Here is a 23,933-nt window from a genome sequence, read left to right as displayed (position 1 = left end):
ACAAAACTAAAACTGTATTTCTTAGTAATTACAATAATTAACAATTAGCTTGATAATTATATTGATCAGGTAAATTTTTTGTATTTATTTTGACTTAATCAATAAGGGTGATAATGAAATATAAACATTATGGTTATGTCGAAATAATAAAACGCCCATTATTTTCAGGAAGTTAAAGTAGAGCGATAAAGTAACGCCAATTAAGATACTAAATTACTAAACATCGTTCGATATAACTCAGGGTAATAATCCGAAATAAAAAAATTATTAGAAAAATACACTACTCATTACACGTACTTTTTTATAAAAATTCATATTTCATATGATGTTAAGGCACATAACTAGTTTTATCGGCTGAAATTTGACTTAAGGCCTATTATGTAGAATGATATTGCCGATTTGGTTTATTTTGACCGATTATGATTTATGTCAAAAAACTAAATAATCATTAGCCTAAGTGTCAGAAATTAATTTCTGTGCTTCGGCTTCCCTTTGGCTATAAGTATTTATTTTACAATTAAAGGCATAAGTTAAATTATGAAACTTAACAAATTGGCGATGGTTTTAGGTTTTGGTGTGGCTTTAACTGCTGGTATGGCAAATGCAGCACCTACTCAAGGTGACGGCACAGTTAAATTCACGGGTTCTATTATTAATTCAGTTTGTTCAATCAAAAATAATAATGTTGAAGTTGATATGGGGCAAGTGAACAACACTATCCTGCAAAAGGGTGGTGAATCATCTTCTAAGGCTTTCAAAATTGAATTACAAGACTGCGTTCTTGATACTATGAAAGGTGTAACCACAACTTTCACTGGGCCAGAAGCTGATGGCTCTGTGAAAGGTCTGTTGGCTCTTGAAGGTAGATCGCAAGGTGCTGCAATCATGATCACTAATCATGGTAACAAGCATATTCCTCTGGGCCAAAAATCAGAAATGATGTCTCTGCACGATGGCGATAACACCCTGAACTTCGCTGCTCGCCTGAAAGGTCTGCAAGGAGTTGAAGGTGAAAATATAGATGTGAAAACAGGTAGCTTTACTGCTATCGCAAACTTCACTTTGAACTACCTGTAATATTACGATCTGACAGATAATTTTTAATAGTTGAATATCAGGAAACCTATCGCGATTTATATTATGAGTTTCCTGATGGTACTTTCAGGGTATTTCTTGAATATCATATGTTAGCAGAATGGCACTACAGTATTCTGTAATCAGAACAGTGTTATTGATATAAATCAATATTACTAACAATTGAGTAAAAAGAATGTGTCATTAACGAAATGATACCTATAGAGGTAAATTGAAATACCCTTTTTTATTTATTTGATCTACGGTGTTCTCTATTGGCTGTATTAGGAAAATAAATTTTTTTGCCATTCAAAAGTAATTTTTAATGGCATACCGATGGTGACATGCTTTCTCTATTCCCCGCAGTACGGTAAAGCCAGTAAAGCATAAAACAGAGAACGTAACTATTACGGATAAAAGCAGGACATGTGGCTACCTCTGCAACCCCAGTATCGGTCAAGGTCCTCAATTTAGAACGATGAATTTTAATGATGCCATGTAATTGGTGATAACTCCTACACACTTACAAAATTGGTAGTATCAAACAGCGGCTAAATTCAAATTGGATTATTAACGATTCATTGTTTAGAGGGTGCTATGGCTTTGTTTTCAGATTCTATGAATCATGCTCTTTTATCTATTAATAAAAAAACGAACAGTAGTAGAAAAACGAATAGTAGTAAAAAAAAGGATAGTAGTAAAAAAAAGAATGGTAGTAAAAAAACGAACCGTAATAGAAAAAACACCTTTAATAAAAACAGAGTGGTTAATAAAAAAAAGATAGCTGACAAAATAAAAATAGATCATTTAATCTACGGAATTAAACCTCTTTTTGCTCTGGTATTGTTTGCATTATCGGGTATTCAGGCGGGCTATTCTAAGCCTCCAATTGAATTCAATACCGATGCTCTGGATATCAGTGAACGTGCCAATATTGATTTGGATAAGTTCGCTCGAGCCGGTTATATCATGCCGGGTAATTATATTATGGGTGTTCGGATGAATCAAAACGAATTCCCGGATATGTATCCTGTCGATTTCATTGCGCCACCTGATGATCCAAAAGGTAGCGAAGCCTGTATATCCCCCGAATTAGTGAAGCAAATAGCATTGAAACCGGAGTGGGTAGAAAAATTAGGTTGGCAGAATAATGAAAAATGCCTTGATTTTAATACCCTACCTGGCACCTCAGCCAGAGGTGATTTGGCTACTTATACGCTTTATTTAATCGTACCTAAAATTTATCTGGAATATGATTTGCCGGACTGGGACCCGCCTTCTCGTTGGGATAATGGGATGCCTGGGTTATTGTTTGATTATAATTTCAATGCCCAAACATCCAAACCCACTCATGGTAGTAGTAACCAACAGATAAGTGCTAACGGAACTGCGGGGATGAATGCAGGAGCATGGCGTTTTCGGGCGGATTGGCAGGCCAGATATAATCACTTGAAAACTCAGCAGGATGATAAACCGGCTTATTCTAGTGGAAGAGATCGTGAGTGGGATTGGAGTCGTTACTACATGTACCGTGCGCTTCCCCGCTTAGAAGCGAAATTGACATTGGGTGAGGATTACCTCAATTCCAATATTTTCGATAGCTTTCGCTATACGGGCGTTAGTTTGGTCACTGATGAAAATATGTTACCACCGAATTTACGTGGATATGCACCTGAAGTCACAGGTGTAGCCCGGACTAATGCCAAGGTAACGGTTAGACAGCAGGGAAGAGTATTATATGAAACTCAGGTCGCTTCTGGCCCATTTCGGATTCAGGATCTCAGTGATGCCGTGTCAGGAACACTGGATGTCCGAGTTGAAGAGCAAGATGGTGGTATACAAGAATTTCAGGTTAACACTGCGACTATTCCTTACCTGACCCGCCCCGGCCGAGTGCAGTACAAAGTTGCTGGCGGTCAATCTACTAATGACAAACACCGTCGTGAAGGGCCAGCGTTTGGTATGGGGGAATTTTCCTGGGGGATCAACAATGGTTGGTCATTGTATGGTGGCTTTTTGGCAGCAGGGGACTATAACGCTTTATCGCTGGGGGTCGGTCGTGATCTAATGATGCTTGGTGCACTGTCATTTGACGTGACAGAATCAAGGGCAAGATTACCGAGAGATAATGCGACTCTTACAGGCGGATCTTATCGCCTCAGTTATTCGAAACGTTTTGATCAATACAATAGCCAAGTGACATTTGCCGGATACCGCTTTTCTGAACGCGATTTCATGAATATGGGGCAGTATATTGATCGTCGTTATCGTAACGTTTCTTCCGATAGTGGCAAAGAACTGTATACCATTATTTTCAATAAACAATTTACAGATATCGGTCTGAGTGCCCACCTTAACTATAGCCATCAAACCTACTGGGATCGTCCAACAAATGATCGCTACAACATTTCTTTATCCAAATATTTAGATATTGGGCGTTATAAAAATATCAGCGTTAATCTCTCAGCTTACCGCAACAATTTTGACAATAAAAAAGATGATGGCATGTATCTGAATCTTTCCATTCCGTGGGGAGAAACCGGCACTATCAGCTACAACAGCATGGTTAATCGTCAGGGCAACTCTCATATGGCGGGTTACTATGGTCGCATTGATGATCGCAATAACTATCGTATTTCAGCAGGAACTAACACTGATGGCAAAGCGCTGGTTGATGGTTATTACACTCACTATGGCGATAGGGCGTTATTGACAGCCAGTGCCAGTTATCAGGACGGTGGCAACACCACTGCTGCACTCGGTTTGCAGGGGGGAATAACTGTAACAGCAAACGGAGCCGCACTGCACCGTATCAATATACCGGGAGCTACTCGTTTGATGGTAGATACGGAAGGGGTCAGCAATGTGCCTATTCGAGGATTCGGTTCGGCGGTGCATACCAATCACTTTGGTAAAGCTGTGCTGGTTGATGTGAACAACTACTTCCGTAATACGGCAAATGTTGACTTAGATAACTTACCAGATGATGTAGAGGCATTACGTTCTGTCCAGCAGGCAACATTGACGGAAGGCGCGATTGGTTATCGTAAATTTCAAGTTATGTCAGGGATCAAAGCGATGACTATCATCCGCTTACCTGACGGTTCATTCCCACCTTTTGGTGCCTCTGTCATGAATGCATCTCAACGTGAAATCGGGATTGTCAGTGATGATGGATATGCTTACCTGAGCGGAATGAATCAGGGTGAAAAAATGCAAGTGTATTGGGATGGACGTGCCCAGTGCGAGATGACAGTACCGGATGATATTGCGGCAGAATCTTTAACTACATTTTTGTTACCTTGTCAGTTTTTAAAAGGCGAAGATAAATAAAGTGTAACAAAACAGGCCATATTACCTGTTTTAACTAGCGTATTATATTGCTTTTCTGACACGGAAAGTGCTGCTATTGGTTAGCACAGCAATATAAACCTGAGCTTCTTTTGAGTATGAGCAAATAACACTATGAAACTGAAAAAAATTCTAATGATAACTGCCATGACGGTAACCGGCTTGATGTCAGTTCATCAGGCGATGGCGGCAATAGCGTTGGATCGTACCCGGGTAATTTTTAATGGGGATATGAAATCCGTTAGCCTCAACATTGAAAATCAACATCTTGATTTGCCTTATTTGGCACAGTCATGGATTGAGGATGACAAGGGAAATAAGATTAATGGCCCACTTGTCGTTGTACCACCGGTACAGCGTGTTGAAGCCGGAGCAAAAAGTCAGGTTAAGATTCAAACACTGCCAACAATTGCTCAGTTGCCACAAGATCAAGAGAGTTTGTTCTATTTCAACATTCGTGAAATTCCACCACGTAGTGAGAAGCCTAATGTATTGCAACTTGCTTTGCAGACACGCATCAAATTGTTCTACCGTCCGCAAGCTGTCATTGCACGCCGCATTGATCTTGATAACCCATGGCAGGAAAAACTCACCCTGACCCGTCAGGGAAACCAATATGTGGTGAATAATCCAACACCTTATTACATCACTATTTCAGAAGCATCAAACAAGACAGATGGTAAGAGTGCGGATGGCTTTCAGCCTCTCATGCTGGCCCCCAGAAGCAGTGAAAAACTGGGTGGAACAATCAATTCACTGGGTAATGCGCCGGTACTGACCTATGTCAATGATTATGGTGGGCATCCACAATTAACATTTAACTGTAGTGGCAATACTTGTGCAGTGACAAAAATCGTAACTGAAAAAGCGGGTTGAGTTATGTAGATGATATCCCATCAATAATGATATTGACGGGGTATCAACACAGAACTAGCCGGAATATGGCGAGCTTCTTTCAGTAAATGGTTGGATGAATGTAGGGTAAATGATAATGGGTTCATTAAGCATCAAATTATCCAAATATATATTGCCAGCGCTGTTTCTTTTTGGCATTAGCAGCCAGCAAAGTGCACATGCAAAAGATAGTCTGCGCCAAAATGTCAAGATTACGCTAACTGTACTTACTCCTACTTGCTCGATTAAGACGAAAGATAAAAAAATGGAAGTGGAGCTGGGAAATATTCTTGATCGTGATCTTTATGCGAAACACCGTACAGAAGGCAAGCCATTTTATCTGAATTTAGAGGACTGCGATCCTCGTATAACAAGACGCCTAAAAATTAAGTTCTTGGGAGAACCAAGTCAAGAGTTACCCGGATTGTTGGCATTTAGCTTTGGCAGTCGAGCACATGGTGCTGCCATTGGTATGGAGAAGATCGATGGTACTCCAATGCCGTTTAATAAAACCAGTGAATTCCCGTTATTAGCCAATAGCAGAAATAATGTAATTTCATTCAGAGCGTATGTACAAGCTGAACCTAGTGCTCTTCAACGGAAAAAAATTGGTTCTGGTGAATTCAGTGCAACTGCGACTTTTGAAGTTAATTACGACTAGTCATGTTGACTGGTTTTTCATCCACGATCTTTAGTCAGAATCTGATGCTATTTGGAAAATAAGTTATGCGCCATATTAAGAAATCGTTGTTGAAGCTAGCAGCCTTATTTTTTTTAGTCAGTGCCACATATGTTTATGCTGGCGCTTATGTGATGCCGGTTGATATGGCAATAGAAGCGGGCCGAACTACCACGACCATGGAAATTATTGCATGGACAGAAGAAGAGGGTATTCCTAATCCTTGCTATGGAAGAAGTAAATGCTACGTTGGCCCTGATGTTCAATATAGAAATGGTCAAAAACCAGGCATGTACGGCTCTTGTAAGGAGGCAGGGGCATGCTTGCAAGATGCCCAGAAATATCGGACAACCGCCGAAGTGATGAATGCGTATAAAAAGCGGATTGGTATCCCTATAAGAGTTAAATTTACTATTATTAGCGCAGATGCGGACTGCGTAGGTTTATTTTATTCTCCTAGACTCGATCCGGGATATGGTTATGGGGAAAAATTCCCTAACTCCACTTGCAACAAAGTGCCTCCTCCAAATCAAAGTTGTCAAATCACTTTGCCTTCTGAAATTACCTACGGGGAATTAACTGCACCAGAAGTGAATAATGCGACCCGATCAATTAACGGCCATTTTAATTGTGCCATTTATAGCAACAAAATAATGTTGCACGCCAGATCAATTAATGATGAGCCGAGAGTATACCTCGATTCTAATAAACAAATGTATTCAACATTACAAATTAATGGAAGAAACGCAGCAGATGGCGTGAACGTTACTGCCCAAGGAAAGAATATACCTACTAATTTCACACTAACATCAATACTGCACACAATAACTCCACCAAAAGCCGGTAAATATGAAGGCACCGCAATAGTTTTTTTAACTTATTTATAAATTGAGAGTAGAGATATCATGCAAGTCAGTATGCTGGTAGGAAAAAGAATTCAAATGAAAAGAAGAGAAATTGGAGTGACAGCAGTAGAGCTGGCAGACAAAATTGGAGTGAGCCATCAGCAATTGTCACGTTATGAACGAGGTACTAATAGAATCAGTCTGGAGCATTTGGTCGCTATTTCTATTACCCTGGAGACTCCCATAGACTGGTTTTTGGTGGACTGTTTTACTCCCCCTAAGGTTCATATGAATAATCAATATGCCTGTGTGGCAGAAACAGTATTGGGCTTGTAACTCCGAGCTTATATTGATAGCAAATGGCACTGGATAATAAATAGTATTGGTAATAAATAGTATTGATAACAAATAGTACTAATATTAAATAGTACGGATATTGAATAGAAAAAGATTAAAGTATCAAAAAATCAAAGCCATTCCTGACCAGGAATGGCTTTTTTGTCATTCAAACTTTATCGAGAAACATAAAACGGCTTCCTTACTCGTTGGATTTCCAACTTTGGGGAAGCCGTTTTTAGTAGGAGGCTACCGCCAAAAATGGCGATACCCTCTATTTGATAGCGTTATTGCTGTTTGGCAATCTTGGCGTGCATTTCTTGTACCGAAATGACCTGCTCAGTCGGATCGGCACTGAGTGCCATAGTGGTTGCAAAGCCACCATTCAGGGTTGTGTCATAGTGCACTTTATATTGCAGTGCGCTGCGACGCAGCAGTTTTGAATCTTCGATCGCCTGACGGCCTGCGGTGGTATTGACGATATAGTCATATTCACCATTTTTGATTCTGTCCTGAATGTGCGGACGTCCTTCATGAACTTTATTCACCAAGCGTGGATTGATTCCTGCTTCACCCAATACAATCGCAGTACCATGTGTCGCATCCAGTTCAAAACCATGCTTAAGTAATTTAGCTGCCAAATCGACAACGCGTTCTTTATCCCCCTCGCGTACAGACAGAAGCGCCCGGCCTTTTTTACGCATGGTGGAGTTACTGCCCAGCATCGCTTTTGAAAAAGCTTCGGCAAAGGTACGACCAACACCCATCACTTCACCGGTAGAACGCATTTCTGGCCCCAGAATTGGGTCAACACCTGGGAATTTATTGAATGGCAGTACCACTTCTTTCACGGAGTAGTAAGGTGGAATAATCTCTTTAGTCGCACCTTGCTCAAGCAGAGACTGACCTGCCATCACGCGCGCCGCTACTTTTGCCAGCGGCAGACCGGTCGCTTTGGAAACGAACGGTACGGTACGTGCTGCGCGAGGGTTTACTTCAATTAGATAGACTTCGTTGTTTTTCACCGCAAACTGGACATTCATCAGGCCACGAACGCGCAGTTCAAAGGCCAGTTTTTCAACTTGCTGGCGCATGACATCCTGAATTTCTTTGCTCAAGGTATAAGCAGGCAAAGAACAGGCTGAGTCACCAGAGTGAACCCCCGCTTGTTCGATATGCTCCATGATGCCGCCAATCAGGACACGTTCACCATCACAGATGGCATCCACGTCTACTTCAATTGCATCATCAAGGAAGCGATCCAGCAGGACTGGCGCATCGTTGGATACGTTAACTGCATTCTGGAAATAACGGCGCAAGTCAGATTCATCGTATACGATTTCCATTGCACGTCCACCCAATACATAAGATGGACGAACGACCAGTGGATAACCAATATCATTACCTTTTTCTACAGCCTGTTCGATAGCGGTAACGGTGGCATTTGCTGGTTGTTTCAGGCCAAGGCGATTAACAGCTTGCTGGAAACGTTCACGATCTTCTGCACGGTCAATGGCATCAGGGCTGGTACCGATAATAGGTACACCTGCTGCTTCCAGTTCACGGGCCAGTTTCAGTGGTGTCTGGCCGCCATATTGAACGATAACGCCTTTTGGCTGTTCAACACGCACGATTTCCAGCACGTCTTCCAGTGTGACAGGTTCAAAGTAAAGACGATCGGAAGTGTCATAATCGGTAGAAACAGTTTCTGGGTTACAGTTCACCATGATGGTCTCAAAACCATCTTCACGCAGAGCCAGAGAAGCATGTACACAGCAATAATCGAACTCAATGCCTTGCCCGATGCGGTTCGGGCCACCACCCAATACCATGATTTTCGGTTTGTCATTGTTCGGGTTGGCTTCACATTCGTCTTCGTATGTGGAGTACATGTAAGCGGTATCGGTAGCAAATTCTGCTGCACAGGTATCAACACGCTTATAAACCGGATACAAGTTGTAATCATGGCGTAGTTTGCGGATCTCTTTACCTGAGATTCCCACCAGTTTCGCCAGACGCGAATCAGCAAAACCTTTACGCTTAAGGTGACGCAGAAAATCGGATGTCAGGCTGTTAACGCCATGCTCTGCAACTTGCTCTTCCAGACGGATCAATTCTTCAATTTGTACCAGGAACCAGCGATCAATGTTAGTCAGGTTGAAAATCCCATCAACGGACATGCCAGCGCGGAAAGCATCAGCGATATACCAAATACGCTCAGCACCTGCATTTTTCAATTCACTGCGGATTTTGGTCAGGGATTGTGGATCATCCAAATTGACTTTAGGATCAAACCCGATCGCGCCGACTTCCAGACCACGCAGGGCTTTCTGCATGGATTCTTGGAAAGTACGGCCAATTGCCATCACTTCACCAACAGATTTCATCTGTGTGGTCAGACGGTCATTGCTGCCTACAAATTTTTCGAAGTTGAAGCGAGGAATTTTTGTCACAACATAATCAATGGAAGGCTCGAAAGATGCTGGAGTACGTCCGCCCGTGATGTCATTCATCAATTCATCAAGGGTATAACCGACGGCTAGTTTTGCCGCGATTTTCGCAATCGGGAAACCTGTTGCTTTCGAAGCCAGCGCCGATGAACGGGACACGCGTGGGTTCATTTCAATGACAATCAGGCGACCATTTTTCGGATTCACAGCAAACTGAACGTTTGAGCCACCCGTTTCTACGCCGATTTCACGCAATACCGCCATCGAAGCGTTACGCATGACTTGATATTCTTTGTCGGTCAGCGTTTGTGCTGGTGCTACAGTGATGGAATCACCAGTATGGATGCCCATTGGATCGAAGTTTTCAATGGAGCAGACGATGATGCAGTTATCATTTTTATCCCGCACCACTTCCATTTCATATTCTTTCCAGCCAATCAGTGATTCATCGATCAGCAATTCATTGGTTGGAGAAAGATCTAAGCCGCGTTCACAAATTTCTTCGAATTCTTCACGGTTGTAGGCAATACCACCACCGGTTCCACCCATGGTAAAAGAAGGGCGAATAATGCAAGGAAAACCAACATCTTCTGCTACTGCCAGCGCTTCTTCCATAGTATGGGCGATACCAGAACGTGCAGTATCCAAGCCGATTTTTTTCATCGCTTTGTCGAAACGTTGACGATCTTCGGCTTTATCAATCGCATCAGCCGTTGCACCAATCATGGTGACGCCAAATTCTTTTAGTACACCTTGGCGTTCCAGTTCCAGCGCACAGTTTAGGGCTGTTTGTCCGCCCATTGTAGGCAAGACGGCATCTGGGCGTTCTTTTTCAATGATTTTACGTACAACTTCCCAATGGATTGGCTCGATATAGGTCGCATCTGCCATTTCAGGATCGGTCATTATCGTTGCTGGATTCGAGTTTACCAGAATGACGCGATAACCTTCTTCCCGCAGCGCCTTACAGGCCTGTGCGCCGGAGTAGTCAAATTCACAAGCCTGACCGATAACAATTGGGCCAGCACCTAAAATCAGGATACTTTTAATATCAGTACGTTTTGCCATTTTTCTTCTTCTCCTGATTATTTGGTGTTCTGGGCGTTTGTCTGGCGGTGTTCTTCAATAAGTTCAATAAAGTGATCGAACAAAGAAGCAGCTTCATGTGGGCCGGGGCTGGCTTCAGGATGCCCCTGGAAGCTGAATGCAGGTTTGTCAGTGCGATGAATGCCTTGCAATGTGCCATCGAAGAGTGACTTATGCGTGACGCGCAGATTGGCTGGCAGTGAACTTTCATCAACTGCAAAGCCGTGGTTTTGTGCTGTGATCATGACGACGTCGCGATCTAAGTCTTTAACAGGATGGTTGCCACCGTGATGACCAAATTTCATTTTCACGGTTTTTGCACCACTGGCCAGCGCCAGTAATTGATGTCCCAAACAGATACCAAATACAGGGATTTCGGTATTCAGGAAAGTTTTGATTGCTTCAATAGCATAGTCGCATGGTTCTGGGTCACCAGGCCCATTGGACAGGAAAATGCCATCCGGTGCCATTTTCAGCACTTCATCAGCCGGGGTTTTTGCCGGAACAACAGTAACGCGGCAGCCGCGATCCACCAGCATACGCAGGATATTGCGCTTAACCCCAAAATCATAGGCTACAATATGGTAAGGTAATTCTTGTTCTTTGCGCGCTTCTGGTAGCCCATCCGCTAATGTCCAACTTCCTTGCACCCATTGATAAGATTGTGCTGTCGTGACTTCTTTCGCTAAATCCATGCCTTTCAAGCCAGGGAATGCTTTTGCTTTTTCCAGTGCAACTTGGGTGTCTGCCTCATTACCCGCAATGATACAACCGTTCTGTGCCCCTTTTTCTCTTAATAGGCGGGTCAGTTTACGTGTATCGATATCTGCGATGGCGACAATATTGTGACGTTTCAGGTAATCAGACAGATTTTCTTCACTGCGGAAGTTGCTGGTCACTAAGGGCAAGTCACGGATAACTAAGCCTTGGGCTTGAATGGTGGAGGATTCTTCATCAGCGGCATTGATGCCGACATTACCAATATGAGGATAAGTAAGAGTAACAATTTGGCGGGAATAGGAAGGGTCGGTAAGTATTTCTTGATATCCGGTCATTGAGGTATTGAAGACCACTTCTCCAACAGCCACACCTTCTACACCAATGGCGCGACCGTGAAATTGGGTTCCATCTTCCAGAACCAATATAGCTGACTTAATCAAAACGCCCTCCAGAATGAATAATAAGTCGCATCCAATGCATATTAATTCAGATTTAATCCTTAAAATCAATGCCAATCATGATTTTTTGTCAAAATTTTGGCAAATTGCGCGCATTCTAATGATGGGAGGGGGGGTTGTCTACAAAAAATGGCATTTTTATTGGCTTTTTTACAACTTTTGGTCTTGTATTGGGTAAATGAAGCTGAAAAGCATAAGGAAACTAGGAGAGGATAATCGATTACTGTGAGAGAAAACTTAAAAACAGAAAAAAAGTATGTTTTTTTTCGTATTCATGGGAAAAAGGCAACAAAAAGACTCAGTGTTATCATGAAAATAGTGATTAATTCAGGTATTTTATTGAAAATTGTTTTTATATCATAATTACACAGATATTTAATAAATAACTGTGTAATTACAAATGATTATATTTTTTAAAATTAAATATTATCAAGGTTTAATACATCTTTCATATTGTAAAGGCCACTATTTCTTCCAGTTAACCATAGTGCTGCCTTAATTGCGCCATTAGCAAAGGTCATACGGCTTGAAGCCTTGTGGCTTATCTCGACACGTTCACCGATATCTGCAAAGATCGCGGTATGCTCTCCAACGATATCTCCTGCCCGTATGGTAGCAAATCCAATGCTTTTAGGAACCCGCTCTCCGGTATGGCCTTCACGGGTATACACTGCACTGGTTTTGAGATCACGGCCTAATGCATTAGCGATGGACTCTCCCATTGCCAGCGCTGTTCCTGATGGAGCATCCACTTTATGGCGATGGTGTGCTTCAACAATTTCGATATCTGTATATTCCCCCATAATGGTGGCGGCTTTTTCCAGCAATTTTAGAACCAGATTAACGCCAACACTAAAATTCGCGGCAAAAACAATGGGGATCTCGCGGGAGGCTTCTGCAATGGCTTGTTTTCCGGCATCATCAAAACCTGTTGTACCGATAACCATTGATTTATGATGTTGCTGACAAATGGAGAGGTAAGCCAATGTGCCTTCAGGACGAGTAAAATCAACCAATACATCAAAGTGTTCAATAACCTGATGCAGATCATCATTAATAATCACGCCATTGTTACCAATTCCCGCCAGCTCTCCAGCATCAGTTCCCACCAATGAGGAACCGGAACGCTCCAATGCGGCACCAAGGGTAACACCATCCAACAGCTGGATGGCCTGAATAAGATTACGTCCCATACGCCCGCCAGCGCCTACGATAGCAACGCGAATATCTGTATCAGCCATAAGGCCCTCTCTGTAAATCATTTTTAATTGAGGTGACAAAGGAAATTTTTTAAAGAAATTGTTTTACAGCTTAACTGCCAAGAACTGGCTGCGCCAGACTTATAGTCTGATAATAAGAAAAACAGGACTCCGACGGGAAGTTATAAAAAAAACTAAACAGCGGATATCATCCTATATGATGTCGTTACTCTCCTGCCTCTGGTAATTCATAGTTATAGGTTACGACCTTTGGCTGCTATTTTATCTGACGTGGATTCTTTACGAAGGCATTTGGTCAGAAACTCGATGAATACACTAAGTTTTGGTGGCAAATGCCGTGTTGGTGGATAGAGTATCCAGAGTTCGCCAGTATAGTTGGCCTTAAAGTTCCAATCAGGTAGAACTTGAATTAATCGCCCCTGCTGTAAAGCATGTTTAGCGGTAAAGTAAGGTAAACTGCCAATTCCGATGTGTTGCAGTACGGCATCAAGCCTTACCCCTGTATGATTGGCTGCATAACGTCCATGAATATTGACGGTGGCAATTTTGTTACCCTGACTGAATTTCCAGCGCGAATCACCTGGTTCTTCTCCAAGATAAATGCAACTGTGAGTTTTCAGGTCGTGTGGATGCTGTGGAATGCCGTGTTCTGCAAGGTATTCAGGCGTTGCACATAAAATATGCCAAATATGCAATAAACGTCGTCCCATTAAACCCGGAGGAGGTTGATCTGTAATTCGTATCGCGAGATCAACCTGATCATCTATCAAGTCGACATACCGATCATCAAGTCGTAAATTTACATCTACTTTGGGATAGTGGGTAAGGAAAGCAGGTATATGAGGATGAACGACGAAACGCCCTACCGCTTTAGGTACACTGACCCGTATTATTCCTTGTGGCTCATGACTGAAATTCCCTGATACGGCCATAATGTCCTGAGCTGCATTTACCATATCCAAACAACGCCCGTAAACTTCTTGTCCACTTTCACTCAAACGTAGTTTACGTGTTGTTCTCTGTAAGAGGCGGGTTCCCAGTGCTTTTTCCAATTTGGCTACAGAGCGGCTAATGGCAGAAGGAGTGGCAGCAAGCTGACGGGCTGTTTCGGAGAAACTGCCTGTCTCAACCACTTTCGCGAAAATAGCCATCTCCCGCATTAAATTTATCGTGTTATTTGTGCTCATAAGTCAAAAGTTATTTGGTTTTTTGATGGATTATCGCAATTGAGTTTATTTAATACAATTAGGAAAAGTTTGCTGATACCAGGGAATATGAGTTATGTTTGAACGCCTTTATTTATCCAGTTCCATATTGACAGGAGAAGTTGAAATCCTGAATTGTTCTCTCTGCGATGATCAACGCTATGCGGTTCAATTAAAAGCAACTCCGTTTCATCCTCAAGGGGGAGGCCAACCCAGTGATACTGGCTGGCTTAATGATGTGGAGGTTATTCATGTCACGTTAGAAAATGACAGAATAATTCATTACACAACATATCCTGTGAGTACAGGTATTGCCTTTGCCCGTGTTGATGAGAAACGTCGCCAATTACATTCACAATTGCATTCTGCGGGGCATCTTATTGGTCACATTGTCGAATTATTGGGTTGGTATCCTATTAAGGCACACCATTGGCCTGGAGAAAGTCGAGTTACTTTTAAAACAGGAGCTAATGCACAAGCCTTTTCAATTGAAGAGCTCCAAGAAAAATGTGACCAATTCATTGATGAAAACTTATCTTGCCAAATTACTCTGCGTGATGATGGATTTAGGGAGGTCGGTTTTGGCGAGCTTACACCTTATCCTTGTGGTGGAACACACGTGGAGTCATTAAAGAAAATAAATGGAATCTTGATACAGGATATACAGCAAAAGAAAGGTAAACTGTCGGTGCAATATGATGTGGCATTTACATCGTAATTCATTATTCATTTCCATAATAAATACTGTATTTTTACTTGAGCCTGAATTCAAATTAGACTTTGGTAGCATTGTTATCTTTCTTTTTACAACAAAAGGATCTATAGTGACCTTTTAAAAATAGAGTTTAACCCTATAAGATGTCATTAATTCATTATATTATTTTATTTATTAGTTTTAATTAAACAATAATAATCAATGGCAGCTGGTCTTTGGTCATGATATTAATATAGTAAAAATGAGTAAGTTTTATTACAATCTTGTATGGGAGAAAGGTGATGAGGTTTAGATCAAAATCTTTTAATATTAATTGTCCTTCGGTATTTGAACCTTTATACCGTTCTAAATCCACTTCGGATATAGGATCACCATCGTTTGACATCAGGTTATGGATAAAAATAAAGAAATCTACTGAAGAGGAAATGTATAACGTAGTTAATAGTATAATGATAAAAACCATGAAATATGATGAATGGCAATATCATAATAAAGATAATGTATATGATAATGAGCAAAAAAAATGGAATGAAAGGCATGCAGAGTCACATGGTATTTTCCGTACTATGGATCTCAATATAGAATTAGGTGTAAATGATGAAAAAAGAAGAGAATCAAAACAAGAGTTATTATTTTTTGTTGCCTATTTCAAAGGTGTTCCTATAGGAGTTTTACAGCTTACCCCTAGCGATGATGAATTTGGCACTCCATTACTTGAAGTCAGTTATATAGCCGCTCATTGTGGCATTCGGAATTGTGGAGTTTTACTAATAGAACATGCGGTAAACGAATCACAACAATTATGTATGAACGGTAATCTAAAAATCAACCCTATACCGGCGTCTAGACAGATATATATTAATATGGGATTTACTGAATCATTCAGTAAGACCAGCAAAAACTATTTGTATTTAAATCCCGCTAAAAGTCTTAAATGGCATTTTATAAATGATCGTTATAAATATAAACTCAGTTGAATTTCAGCTGGTATACTTAAAACACCGTAACGTACTCGGCTTTTTGTGAGAGCTGTACCGGGGTGAGATTTATTACATCCCCTAATCCGAAAAAGCCGAGTTTGAATTTACGCAAGCCTGAGGTTAATTAACCTCTTTCACTGCGACACGTAGCTCTTTTGGTACTTCGAAAACAATGTTTTCTTCACGGCCATGCAGTTCATTAACCGTTTCTGCACCAAAAGTCTTTAAACGTTCAATAACCTGCTGTACCAAAATATCAGGCGCAGATGCACCCGCTGTTACGCCTACTGCGTTTACGCCAGTAATCCATTCCTCTTTGATATCTTCTGCCGAATCAATCAAATAAGCCGGTTTCCCTACGCGTTGTGCAAGTTCGGCCAAACGATTTGAGTTTGATGAATTTTTAGAACCTACAACTAAAACAACATCAGCTCCTGAAGCCAGATCACGAACCGCTTCCTGACGGTTGGTCGTGGCATAGCAGATATCATCTTTGCGTGGGCCGACAATATTGGGAAACCTTGCATTAAGTGCATCAATCACTTCTGAGGTGTCATCGACAGAAAGTGTTGTCTGTGTCATAAAGCTGAGGTTATTTTCATCCTTGACTTGCAGTTTCCACACATCTTCCGGTGACTCCACCAGATACATGCCGCCGTTGGGGTTGTTATATTGTCCCATCGTACCTTCTACTTCAGGATGGCCGGCATGTCCGATTAAAATTGCTTCTTTACCTTTGCGGCTCGCCCTTGCTACTTCCATATGTACTTTGGTGACCAATGGACAGGTTGCATCAAACAGCATAGTTAAATCACGGGAGCGAGCTTCGGCACGAATGGCTTGGGAAACACCATGTGCGGAGAAGATCAGAATCGCGCCATCAGGGACTTCTGATATTTCTTCAATGAAAATAGCGCCACGATTTCTGAGATCGTCAACCACATAGCGGTTATGCACCACTTCATGGCGAACATAAATAGGGGCACCGTATAATTCCAGTGCTCGTTCTACGATGCTGATGGCACGATCAACACCAGCACAGAAACCACGAGGGTTAGCCAGCAATATTTGCATGGGTTTCCTCCAACTGAGGGTCAATTTCCAACACTTCAATCTCAAAAGTGATGTTTTGGTCAGCCAGTGGATGGTTAAAATCAACAATAATGGAACCTTCAGCGACTTCTTTGACAAGCCCCGGCATTTCACTGCCGTTCATGGCTGTAAATAACATGATGGTTCCTACTTCTGGGATACCGGCGTCGGAAAAATCACGAGGAGTGAAGTATTGGACTAAATCAGGGTTGTGTTTGCCAAAAATGGTTTCTCCAGCCAGAGTAAACTGGTGTTTATCACCGACTTTCAAACCAAGAAGTTGTTGTTCCAGTGGGGCAGAGAGACTTCCATCACCAAGGCGGAATAAAGCGGGCTTGCCTTGACTGTAAGTCGAGTCTGCCGTAGAGCCATCATCCAGCTTTAATGTGAAATGTAACAAAACTGCACTGTGCGCTTGCACCTGCATTGACATGTTGCTCAAACCTTTTACTTAAAAACGATTGCAAGTATACCTTTCATCTTCCAAGTTTTTGTTTTGTTGCCTGCGTTACCACTTGAAATTTATTGGGTATAGATGAAGTTTTCAGCCCCAGCTCACAAAACTGGGGCTGATTTATTATCATTCTTTCAATAGCCATTTCTTTCAATGACTATTTTTTCAATGACTATTTTTCAATGACTACTTTTTCAGTAACTATTTCTTTTAGTGAATTATGCTTTCGAGGCCGCTTTCTTGCCCTTGTCATCAGGGGTGATAAAGCTCTCTATAATGATGAGAACAGCCCCGATGCAAATTGCAGAATCTGCAATATTAAAGGTAGGCCAGTGCCATTCCCCGACGTAAAAATCGATGAAATCGACAACAAAGCCATGCACCAACCTATCGAACAAGTTCCCCAATGCCCCACCAATCACTAAGGCGTAGGCAATATTGCTCAGTTTCTGCTTAGCGTTAGAACGATACATTATCACCAGCAATACAACCGTAATGGCAATTGCCACCAATGCAAAGAACCAGCGCTGCCAGCCGCCCTTATCGGCCAGAAAACTGAAAGCTGCCCCTAAATTCTGGGCATAAGTCAGGTTGAAATAAGGTATCAGTGGAATGGATTCGTGCAGCGTGAAATGCTGCAATACTAAGTATTTACTTCCCAAATCCAGTATTAATACCACAGCAACCAGCCAAAGCCAGCGCAGTCCGGTGGAACAAATGGGCTTATTCATCAGGCAAATTTACGCTCTTCACCGTTACCGGCAACGTTAGTCACACAGCGGCCACAAAGTTCAGCATGTTCCGCCACCAGACCCACATTTTTAGCATAGTGCCAGCAACGTGGACATTTTTCTCCGTCTGCTTTGCGGAAGGACACTTTCAGGCCAGCAAGTTCGCTTTGCTGCGCATTCTCGTCGGCGGTTGCATAATCTGCAACTTCAGTCTGAGAGGTCAGCAGAACAAAACGCAGTTCATCAGACAGTTTGCTGAGTTTTTCTGCTAATGCTTCATCTGCATAGAGCGTGACAGCCGCTTCCAGAGAACTGCGGATATGTTTGTCAGCACGAGCCTGTTCCAGAACTTTGTTCACTTCGCCACGTACTGCCAACAGATCAGCCCAGAAAGTATCGTTCATATCTCCGCCATCTGCCAGACCAAACAGCCCGTCATACCACTCTTCGGTAAAGACATATTGGGCACGTTTACCCGGCAGTTCATTCCAAACTTCATCGGCAGTGAACGACAGAATCGGTGTCATCCAGCGAACCAGTGCTTCTGAGATATGGAACAATGCCGTTTGGCAGCTACGACGAGCAAGGCTGTCATTTTTCGCGGTGTACTGGCGATCTTTGATGATATCCAGATAGAACGAACCCATTTCCACGGAACAAAATTGCATCAAGCGTTGAACTACGGAGTGGAAATCATACTCGTCATAGTATTTGAGGATATCTGCCTGTGCTGCCTGAGCGCGGCCTACTGCCCAGCGATCCAGAACGACCATATCTTCTGCTTTTACCATGTGCTCTTCTGGGTTGAAGCCATTCAGGTTTGCCAACAGGAAGCGGGCGGTATTGCGGATACGGCGGTAAGCATCGGCAGAGCGTTTCAGGATCTCGTCAGAAACAGCAATTTCACCGCTGTAATCGGTGGATGCTACCCATAAACGCAGGATATCTGCTCCCAGTTTGTTCATCACATCCTGTGGGCTGACGGTATTGCCGATGGATTTGGACATCTTACGTCCTTGCTCATCAACGGTGAAACCATGAGTCAGCACCTGACGGTAAGGGGCTTTGCCTTTGATCGCAGTGGATAGCATCAGTGAGGACATGAACCAGCCACGGTGCTGGTCAGAGCCTTCCAGATAGATATCGGCTGAATTGCCGTGGAATTCTGGACGAGTATCGACAACAGAAGAGTGGGTGCTTCCTGAATCAAACCAGACGTCCAGTGTATCCGGCGCTTTGGTGTAATCAGCGGCCTCATCACCCAACAATTCTACTGCGTCCAGATCCCACCATGCCTGAATACCATCCACTTCAACGCGCTTGGCGACTTCTTCAATCAATTCAACGGTACGTGGATGTGGCTCTTGTGTCTCTTTATGAATAAACAGAGACATTGGTACACCCCATGTACGTTGGCGGGAGATACACCAGTCCGGACGGTTTTCTACCATGGATTCGATACGCGCCTGTCCCCAGCCTGGGATCCACTGAACATCTTTGATCTCTTTCAGCGACTGTTCACGCAAACCATTTTTGTCCATGCTGATGAACCATTGAGGTGTTGCACGGAAGATGATTGGTTTTTTGTGGCGCCAACAGCAAGGGTAGCTGTGCTGGATTTTTGCCAGACTCAGTAATGCGCCTTTTTCTTTCAGCAGTTCAACGATGATATCGTTCGCTTTGAAAACAAACTGACCATCCAGTGAAGGATGAGTGCCAGAGATATAACAACCATTCGGGCCAACAGGATTGGCGATTTCAAGATTGTATTTCAGGCTGATACTGTAGTCATCAGGGCCGTGACCACCAGCGGTATGCACCGCACCTGTACCTGCTTCAAGTGTAACATGATCGCCCAGAATGACAGGAACATCATAACCCATGAATGGATGCTTGAAGCGTAGCAGTTCCAGCTCTGCACCTGTGCAATCACTGACGACTTCCCATGAAGTGATACCAGCACGTTGCATGACGGATTCAACCAATTCCGCCGCCAGAATCAGACATTCATCTTCAACTTTAACCAACTGATATGTAATTTCAGCATTCAGTGAAATCGCTCGGTTAGCGGGTAATGTCCACGGTGTGGTTGTCCAGATAACCAGAGAAACTGGCAGGTTGAGGTGCTGTGCGTCAAATTTGGCGTATATGGCATCAGCACCAACGGCAGCGAAGCGTACGTCAATGGAAGGGGAAGTTTTATCGTAGTATTCAACTTCTGCCTCAGCGAGGGAGGAACCACAGTCAGTACACCAGTGAACGGGTTTTACGCCTTTCAGCAAATGCCCATTTTTGATAATGCGACCCAGTGCCCGAATGATGTCTGCTTCAGTTTTGAAGTCCATGGTCAGGTAAGGTTTATCCCAATCACCCAGTACGCCCAGACGCTTGAAGCCCGCTTTTTGTGCTTCGACTTGAGTCATGGCATATTTGCGGCACTCAGCACGGAATTCAGCGGCGGAAAATTTCTCTCCCGGCTTACCGATAATTTGCTCAACCTTGAGCTCAATAGGCAAACCGTGGCAGTCCCAACCTGGAATATAAGGCGAATCGAAGCCTGATAGCCCTTTGGACTTAACGACAATATCTTTGAGAATTTTATTAACTGAGTGACCAATATGAATATCGCCGTTTGCATATGGAGGGCCATCATGCAAGATAAACGTTTTTTTGCCAGATTTTGCTTTTCTAATTGCCTGATACAAACCTTCTTTGTACCAACGTTTTAACATATCTGGTTCGCGCTTGGCTAAATCCCCGCGCATAGGGAACCCTGTTTCCGGTAAATTCAGGGTGTCTTTGTAGTCACTCATTATAGATTCTCAGTTCCAATTTTCCGCTATATCCTTCATCTTTCAAGTTGCTACTTTGTTGGCTGTGTTCTCTCATCCCAGTCACATAATGCGTTATGTTCTTGGGGATTTACTCACTTGCCGTCGCGCTATAACTTGAAATCTATTGGATATCAGATACATGACTCGGATAGCTGCAAGAGATAGTTCCTCGCAGCAATCACATCATTTGCGATTTGCTGTTTAAGCGCATCAAGCGAAGCAAATCGCTGCTCATTACGTAATTTTTTGCGTAATACTACATCAATATGACGCCCATACAGATCCATTTGGGTATCAATCAAATGCACTTCAAGTTGCTGGCCCTGGCCTGCAACTGTAGGGCGATTGCCTATGTTTGCAACGCCCGGTAGGGGGTTATCGCCCAATCCGTGGACTTCAACAGCATAAACACCCTTAACAGGCGTAACTAGACGTCTCAACGGTAAGTTAGCTGTGGGAAAACCAATGGTACGCCCCAATTGCTTACCGTGAACGACTCTGCCACTGATGCTGTAAGGGTGTCCCAGTAATATTTCGGCCAAGGCCAGGTCATCATTTTGCAGTGCCTGACGAATGGCTGTACTGCTGATCCTAAGACCGCTGTCACAAAAACTGTCTGTGCTGGCGACATCAAAATTGTATTGTTTACCTGCTTGCTGCAAATAGTGGAAATCTCCGAAGCGATTTTTGCCAAAACGGAAATCATCTCCTATTGCCAGAAACTTAACACCCAGTTTTTTAACGAGCAACTGTGAAACAAAGGCTTCAGGTGAGTTAGCAGCAAAATATTTGTCAAATTTCACACATAACAGATAATCAACGCCATTTTGGGCTAAATACTTTATCTTATCTCTCAGCCTTGTCAGGCGGGCTGGCGCTTTATCTGTAGCAAAAACTTCCAGAGGCTGCGGTTCGAAAATCATGACCATTGTCGGTAATCCGAGACGCTGCCCTTCTTGCTTCAAGTGTTTTAGTAAAGCCAGGTGCCCGCGATGGACACCATCAAAATTACCAATCGTCAGCACGCAACCATGGTGACGCGCCCGGATATTGTGTATACCGCGAATTAGCTCCATAGCTGGCTCAATACCGTGGAAATTGTCGGATTATACCTTGTACAAAGCTCAAGGTTAACCCACGATCACAAAGGGTTTTAATTAATAACCTGATTCATACAATAAAAATAGGCTAGATGCCCGAAAAATAATTAATTTATTGCATTTCTCTGTGATTCACTCAGTTTTTTATTGCGAAGGACTGTATTCCCTCTCAGTAAGCTGATAAAATCCTGCCCCATCACAACGTAAGCAGCGTCGTCGTACAGCGACGTTTATTTGCACAAATCCATTGACAAAAGAAGGCTGAACAGGCATATTCCTCGGCCTTTGAATTGTCCTCGATAGAATATATTTGGGAGTTGGACCTTGGCTAATATCAAATCAGCTAAGAAACGCGTCGTACAGTCTGAGAAACGCCGTCAGCACAACGCAAGCCGTCGTTCTATGGTGCGTACTTTTATCAAGAAAGTATACGCGGCTATCGCTACTGGCGATAAAGAAGCTGCACAGAAAGCATTCAATGACATGCAACCAATTGTTGATCGTCACGCCTGTAAGGGTCTGATCCACAAAAATAAAGCAGCACGTCATAAATCTGCTCTGGCAGCACAAATCAAAGCAATGTAATCATTTGTTTTGATGGTGCTAAAAAAACCGGCTTTAAGCCGGTTTTTTTGTATCTGTTAGTTTTAGTGTATTGATTTTAAGATAATAACTTTAAGGTCACGATTTTTATGTCACAGCTTTAAAGTTTTTTCAGGGCGACTTTTTGGTGGAGAACTGAATAAAGCAGAAAAGTCTTTGTTACATACTCGCTGGACTGCCGGGTGCTGAATCATGCGCTCTGCAAAGATGACATAATATTCTTCCTGTACAGCATCCAATCGACCTATCTCAATAATATCACTATCTGCAAAAATATCATTGGCATAGAAAGAAGGCGCAATGAAAATGGCATTGTGATACATACCAAATGCTTTCATCAAGGCAGCATCATCAAATTCGCCCAACACTTCAACTTGAAGGTTTTTATTACGAATCCATGTCAGGAGCTTTCTGCCCAGCATGGAGCGGCGACCAGGAATCAATAAGCGACGTTCTTCCAAACATTCAGGAAAGGGCTTTTCTGGGATCGGCTGGCGGCAATAAAAACTAATATTGCATTCCCCCAATTTCACGGAAAATAAGCCTTCCTGTTGAGAAGAATCCACTGGACAATCAGAGAGGATCATATCCAATTTATGCTGGCTAAGTTGCTCAAGCAGCATTTCATGTGTCGATTCAAAACAACGCAAGTGGATTTTTTCATGCTCCACAACGGTAGTTTCCAGTACCTTGCTGACCAAACGCTTGGATAGTGCATCAGCGACTCCTACATCAAACAGCAGGTTTGATTCTCGGCTATAAGTAACGATGTCCAGCATTTCCTGACTGAGTGTAAACATTTTATCTGCATAGCGGAAAATCAATTGCCCCAGCTCTGAGGGCACTAAGCCTCTTCCTTGACGCTTGAATAATTTCCCATTCAGACGCTCTTCTAACGCTTTTATCTGCCCTGTAATGGTTTGTGGTGTCAGATATAGTGCTTCTGCTGCGCCCACAACAGAGCCTTCCTTGCAAACATGCCAAAAATAATAGAGATGGTTAAAATTTAAATGTGAAACCTGCATATATTTATCCTTGTGTATATCTCACGCCTGCATAACAGCCGTAACCATACATTTCAGGTCGCCAGATTATGGCGTTTTCCT

At 42.8% G+C, this 23,933-nt stretch carries 19 protein-coding genes; 9 read left to right on the top strand and 10 right to left on the bottom strand.

The features are described from left to right. Nucleotides 1-537 precede the first annotated feature (537 nt). The 6 genes from PSI14_RS04060 to PSI14_RS04035 all read left to right on the top strand — a co-directional run bounded on the left by PSI14_RS04060 (nucleotide 538) and on the right by PSI14_RS04035 (nucleotide 7,179). Nucleotides 538-1,077 (top strand): fimbrial protein, encoded by a 540-nt coding sequence (locus PSI14_RS04060; protein ID WP_273574535.1) that lies wholly within the window; start codon nucleotides 538-540, stop codon nucleotides 1,075-1,077. Between the two features lie 552 nt (nucleotides 1,078-1,629). Then, entirely contained in the window at nucleotides 1,630-4,407 is a 2,778-nt protein-coding gene (locus tag PSI14_RS04055) for an outer membrane usher protein (protein WP_273574589.1), read from the top strand. Nucleotides 4,408-4,539: 132 nt separating this feature from the next. Further along, nucleotides 4,540-5,301 carry a fimbria/pilus periplasmic chaperone gene (locus PSI14_RS04050; protein ID WP_273574534.1) on the top strand — a complete coding sequence of 254 codons (762 nt, stop codon included), beginning with the start codon at nucleotides 4,540-4,542 and terminating at the stop codon, nucleotides 5,299-5,301. A 115-nt stretch (nucleotides 5,302-5,416) separates the two neighbouring features. Then, on the top strand, nucleotides 5,417-5,980 hold the full coding sequence (locus PSI14_RS04045) for a fimbrial protein (protein WP_273574533.1): 564 nt from the start codon (nucleotides 5,417-5,419) through the stop codon (nucleotides 5,978-5,980). 65 nt (nucleotides 5,981-6,045) lie between these two features. Then, nucleotides 6,046-6,885 carry an MrpH family fimbial adhesin gene (locus PSI14_RS04040; RefSeq protein ID WP_273574532.1) on the top strand — a complete coding sequence of 280 codons (840 nt, stop codon included), beginning with the start codon at nucleotides 6,046-6,048 and terminating at the stop codon, nucleotides 6,883-6,885. Between the two features lie 18 nt (nucleotides 6,886-6,903). After that, nucleotides 6,904-7,179 (top strand): helix-turn-helix domain-containing protein, encoded by a 276-nt coding sequence (locus tag PSI14_RS04035; RefSeq protein WP_273574531.1) that lies wholly within the window; start codon nucleotides 6,904-6,906, stop codon nucleotides 7,177-7,179. 287 nt (nucleotides 7,180-7,466) lie between these two features. Here PSI14_RS04035 and carB read toward each other — a convergent pair whose 3' ends face one another. From carB to PSI14_RS04015, 4 genes are all read right to left on the bottom strand, one after another. Beyond that, entirely contained in the window at nucleotides 7,467-10,697 is a 3,231-nt protein-coding gene (gene carB / locus PSI14_RS04030; RefSeq protein WP_273574530.1) for a carbamoyl-phosphate synthase large subunit, read from the bottom strand. 17 nt (nucleotides 10,698-10,714) lie between these two features. Beyond that, the gene (gene carA, locus PSI14_RS04025; protein WP_273574529.1) at nucleotides 10,715-11,875 is read right to left on the bottom strand and encodes a glutamine-hydrolyzing carbamoyl-phosphate synthase small subunit; all 1,161 of its coding nucleotides are present in this window, start codon (nucleotides 11,873-11,875) and stop codon (nucleotides 10,715-10,717) included. Between the two features lie 437 nt (nucleotides 11,876-12,312). Next, nucleotides 12,313-13,134, bottom strand: a complete 822-nt coding sequence (gene dapB, locus PSI14_RS04020) for a 4-hydroxy-tetrahydrodipicolinate reductase (protein ID WP_273574528.1) — start codon at nucleotides 13,132-13,134, stop codon at nucleotides 12,313-12,315. A 212-nt stretch (nucleotides 13,135-13,346) separates the two neighbouring features. Further along, nucleotides 13,347-14,300 carry a LysR family transcriptional regulator gene (locus tag PSI14_RS04015; protein ID WP_273574527.1) on the bottom strand — a complete coding sequence of 318 codons (954 nt, stop codon included), beginning with the start codon at nucleotides 14,298-14,300 and terminating at the stop codon, nucleotides 13,347-13,349. Between the two features lie 94 nt (nucleotides 14,301-14,394). On the opposite strand from PSI14_RS04015, the gene PSI14_RS04010 reads away from it, so the two are divergent. Then, entirely contained in the window at nucleotides 14,395-15,036 is a 642-nt protein-coding gene (locus tag PSI14_RS04010; protein WP_273574526.1) for an alanyl-tRNA editing protein, read from the top strand. Between the two features lie 278 nt (nucleotides 15,037-15,314). After that, nucleotides 15,315-16,010 (top strand): GNAT family N-acetyltransferase, encoded by a 696-nt coding sequence (locus PSI14_RS04005; RefSeq protein WP_273574525.1) that lies wholly within the window; start codon nucleotides 15,315-15,317, stop codon nucleotides 16,008-16,010. Between the two features lie 123 nt (nucleotides 16,011-16,133). Here the strand turns inward: PSI14_RS04005 and ispH are convergent, their stop codons facing one another. The 5 genes from ispH to ribF form a co-directional block, all read right to left on the bottom strand. Beyond that, nucleotides 16,134-17,087 (bottom strand): 4-hydroxy-3-methylbut-2-enyl diphosphate reductase, encoded by a 954-nt coding sequence (gene ispH / locus PSI14_RS04000; protein ID WP_273574524.1) that lies wholly within the window; start codon nucleotides 17,085-17,087, stop codon nucleotides 16,134-16,136. Continuing rightward, a complete protein-coding gene (gene fkpB / locus PSI14_RS03995) occupies nucleotides 17,068-17,538 on the bottom strand; it encodes an FKBP-type peptidyl-prolyl cis-trans isomerase (RefSeq protein WP_273574523.1) in 471 nt (156 codons plus the stop codon). Before fkpB ends, ispH begins: the two co-directional genes overlap by 20 nt. Before the next feature lie 239 nt (nucleotides 17,539-17,777). Further along, a complete protein-coding gene (lspA, locus tag PSI14_RS03990) occupies nucleotides 17,778-18,290 on the bottom strand; it encodes a signal peptidase II (RefSeq protein ID WP_273574522.1) in 513 nt (170 codons plus the stop codon). Next, nucleotides 18,290-21,103, bottom strand: coding sequence for an isoleucine--tRNA ligase (ileS, locus tag PSI14_RS03985; protein ID WP_273574521.1), 2,814 nt, complete (start codon nucleotides 21,101-21,103; stop codon nucleotides 18,290-18,292). Before ileS ends, lspA begins: the two co-directional genes overlap by 1 nt. A gap of 152 nt (nucleotides 21,104-21,255) precedes the next feature. Continuing rightward, a complete protein-coding gene (gene ribF / locus PSI14_RS03980) occupies nucleotides 21,256-22,200 on the bottom strand; it encodes a bifunctional riboflavin kinase/FAD synthetase (RefSeq protein WP_273574520.1) in 945 nt (314 codons plus the stop codon). A 348-nt stretch (nucleotides 22,201-22,548) separates the two neighbouring features. Between ribF and rpsT the strand changes: the two genes are divergently transcribed. Continuing rightward, the gene (rpsT, locus tag PSI14_RS03975; RefSeq protein ID WP_273574519.1) at nucleotides 22,549-22,809 is read left to right on the top strand and encodes a 30S ribosomal protein S20; all 261 of its coding nucleotides are present in this window, start codon (nucleotides 22,549-22,551) and stop codon (nucleotides 22,807-22,809) included. A 110-nt stretch (nucleotides 22,810-22,919) separates the two neighbouring features. Here the strand turns inward: rpsT and nhaR are convergent, their stop codons facing one another. Beyond that, a complete protein-coding gene (nhaR, locus tag PSI14_RS03970; protein WP_273574518.1) occupies nucleotides 22,920-23,852 on the bottom strand; it encodes a transcriptional activator NhaR in 933 nt (310 codons plus the stop codon). Between the last annotated feature and the right edge of the window lie 81 nt (nucleotides 23,853-23,933).

It is taken from the genome of Xenorhabdus anantnagensis (assembly GCF_028598555.1).
GTDB classification, from domain to species: Bacteria; Pseudomonadota; Gammaproteobacteria; order Enterobacterales; family Enterobacteriaceae; genus Xenorhabdus; species Xenorhabdus anantnagensis.
Note: the sequence above shows the minus strand (reverse complement) of the source record. Positions and strands in the feature narration are given on the sequence as shown.

Bases quoted from the DNA above. Each gene is read 5' to 3' on its own strand.
- PSI14_RS04060 (WP_273574535.1), top strand. From the start codon at position 538: ATGAAACTTAACAAATTGGCGATGGTTTTAGGTTTTGGTGTGGCTTTA.
- PSI14_RS04050 (WP_273574534.1), top strand. From the start codon at position 4,540: ATGAAACTGAAAAAAATTCTAATGATAACTGCCATGACGGTAACCGGC.
- PSI14_RS04045 (WP_273574533.1), top strand. From the start codon at position 5,417: ATGGGTTCATTAAGCATCAAATTATCCAAATATATATTGCCAGCGCTG.
- PSI14_RS04040 (WP_273574532.1), top strand. From the start codon at position 6,046: ATGCGCCATATTAAGAAATCGTTGTTGAAGCTAGCAGCCTTATTTTTT.
- PSI14_RS04035 (WP_273574531.1), top strand. From the start codon at position 6,904: ATGCAAGTCAGTATGCTGGTAGGAAAAAGAATTCAAATGAAAAGAAGA.
- carB (WP_273574530.1), bottom strand. From the start codon at position 10,697: ATGGCAAAACGTACTGATATTAAAAGTATCCTGATTTTAGGTGCTGGC.
- dapB (WP_273574528.1), bottom strand. From the start codon at position 13,134: ATGGCTGATACAGATATTCGCGTTGCTATCGTAGGCGCTGGCGGGCGT.
- PSI14_RS04015 (WP_273574527.1), bottom strand. From the start codon at position 14,300: ATGAGCACAAATAACACGATAAATTTAATGCGGGAGATGGCTATTTTC.
- PSI14_RS04010 (WP_273574526.1), top strand. From the start codon at position 14,395: ATGTTTGAACGCCTTTATTTATCCAGTTCCATATTGACAGGAGAAGTT.
- PSI14_RS04005 (WP_273574525.1), top strand. From the start codon at position 15,315: ATGAGGTTTAGATCAAAATCTTTTAATATTAATTGTCCTTCGGTATTT.
- ispH (WP_273574524.1), bottom strand. From the start codon at position 17,087: ATGCAAATATTGCTGGCTAACCCTCGTGGTTTCTGTGCTGGTGTTGAT.
- fkpB (WP_273574523.1), bottom strand. From the start codon at position 17,538: ATGTCAATGCAGGTGCAAGCGCACAGTGCAGTTTTGTTACATTTCACA.
- lspA (WP_273574522.1), bottom strand. From the start codon at position 18,290: ATGAATAAGCCCATTTGTTCCACCGGACTGCGCTGGCTTTGGCTGGTT.
- ileS (WP_273574521.1), bottom strand. From the start codon at position 21,103: ATGAGTGACTACAAAGACACCCTGAATTTACCGGAAACAGGGTTCCCT.
- ribF (WP_273574520.1), bottom strand. From the start codon at position 22,200: ATGGAGCTAATTCGCGGTATACACAATATCCGGGCGCGTCACCATGGT.
- nhaR (WP_273574518.1), bottom strand. From the start codon at position 23,852: ATGCAGGTTTCACATTTAAATTTTAACCATCTCTATTATTTTTGGCAT.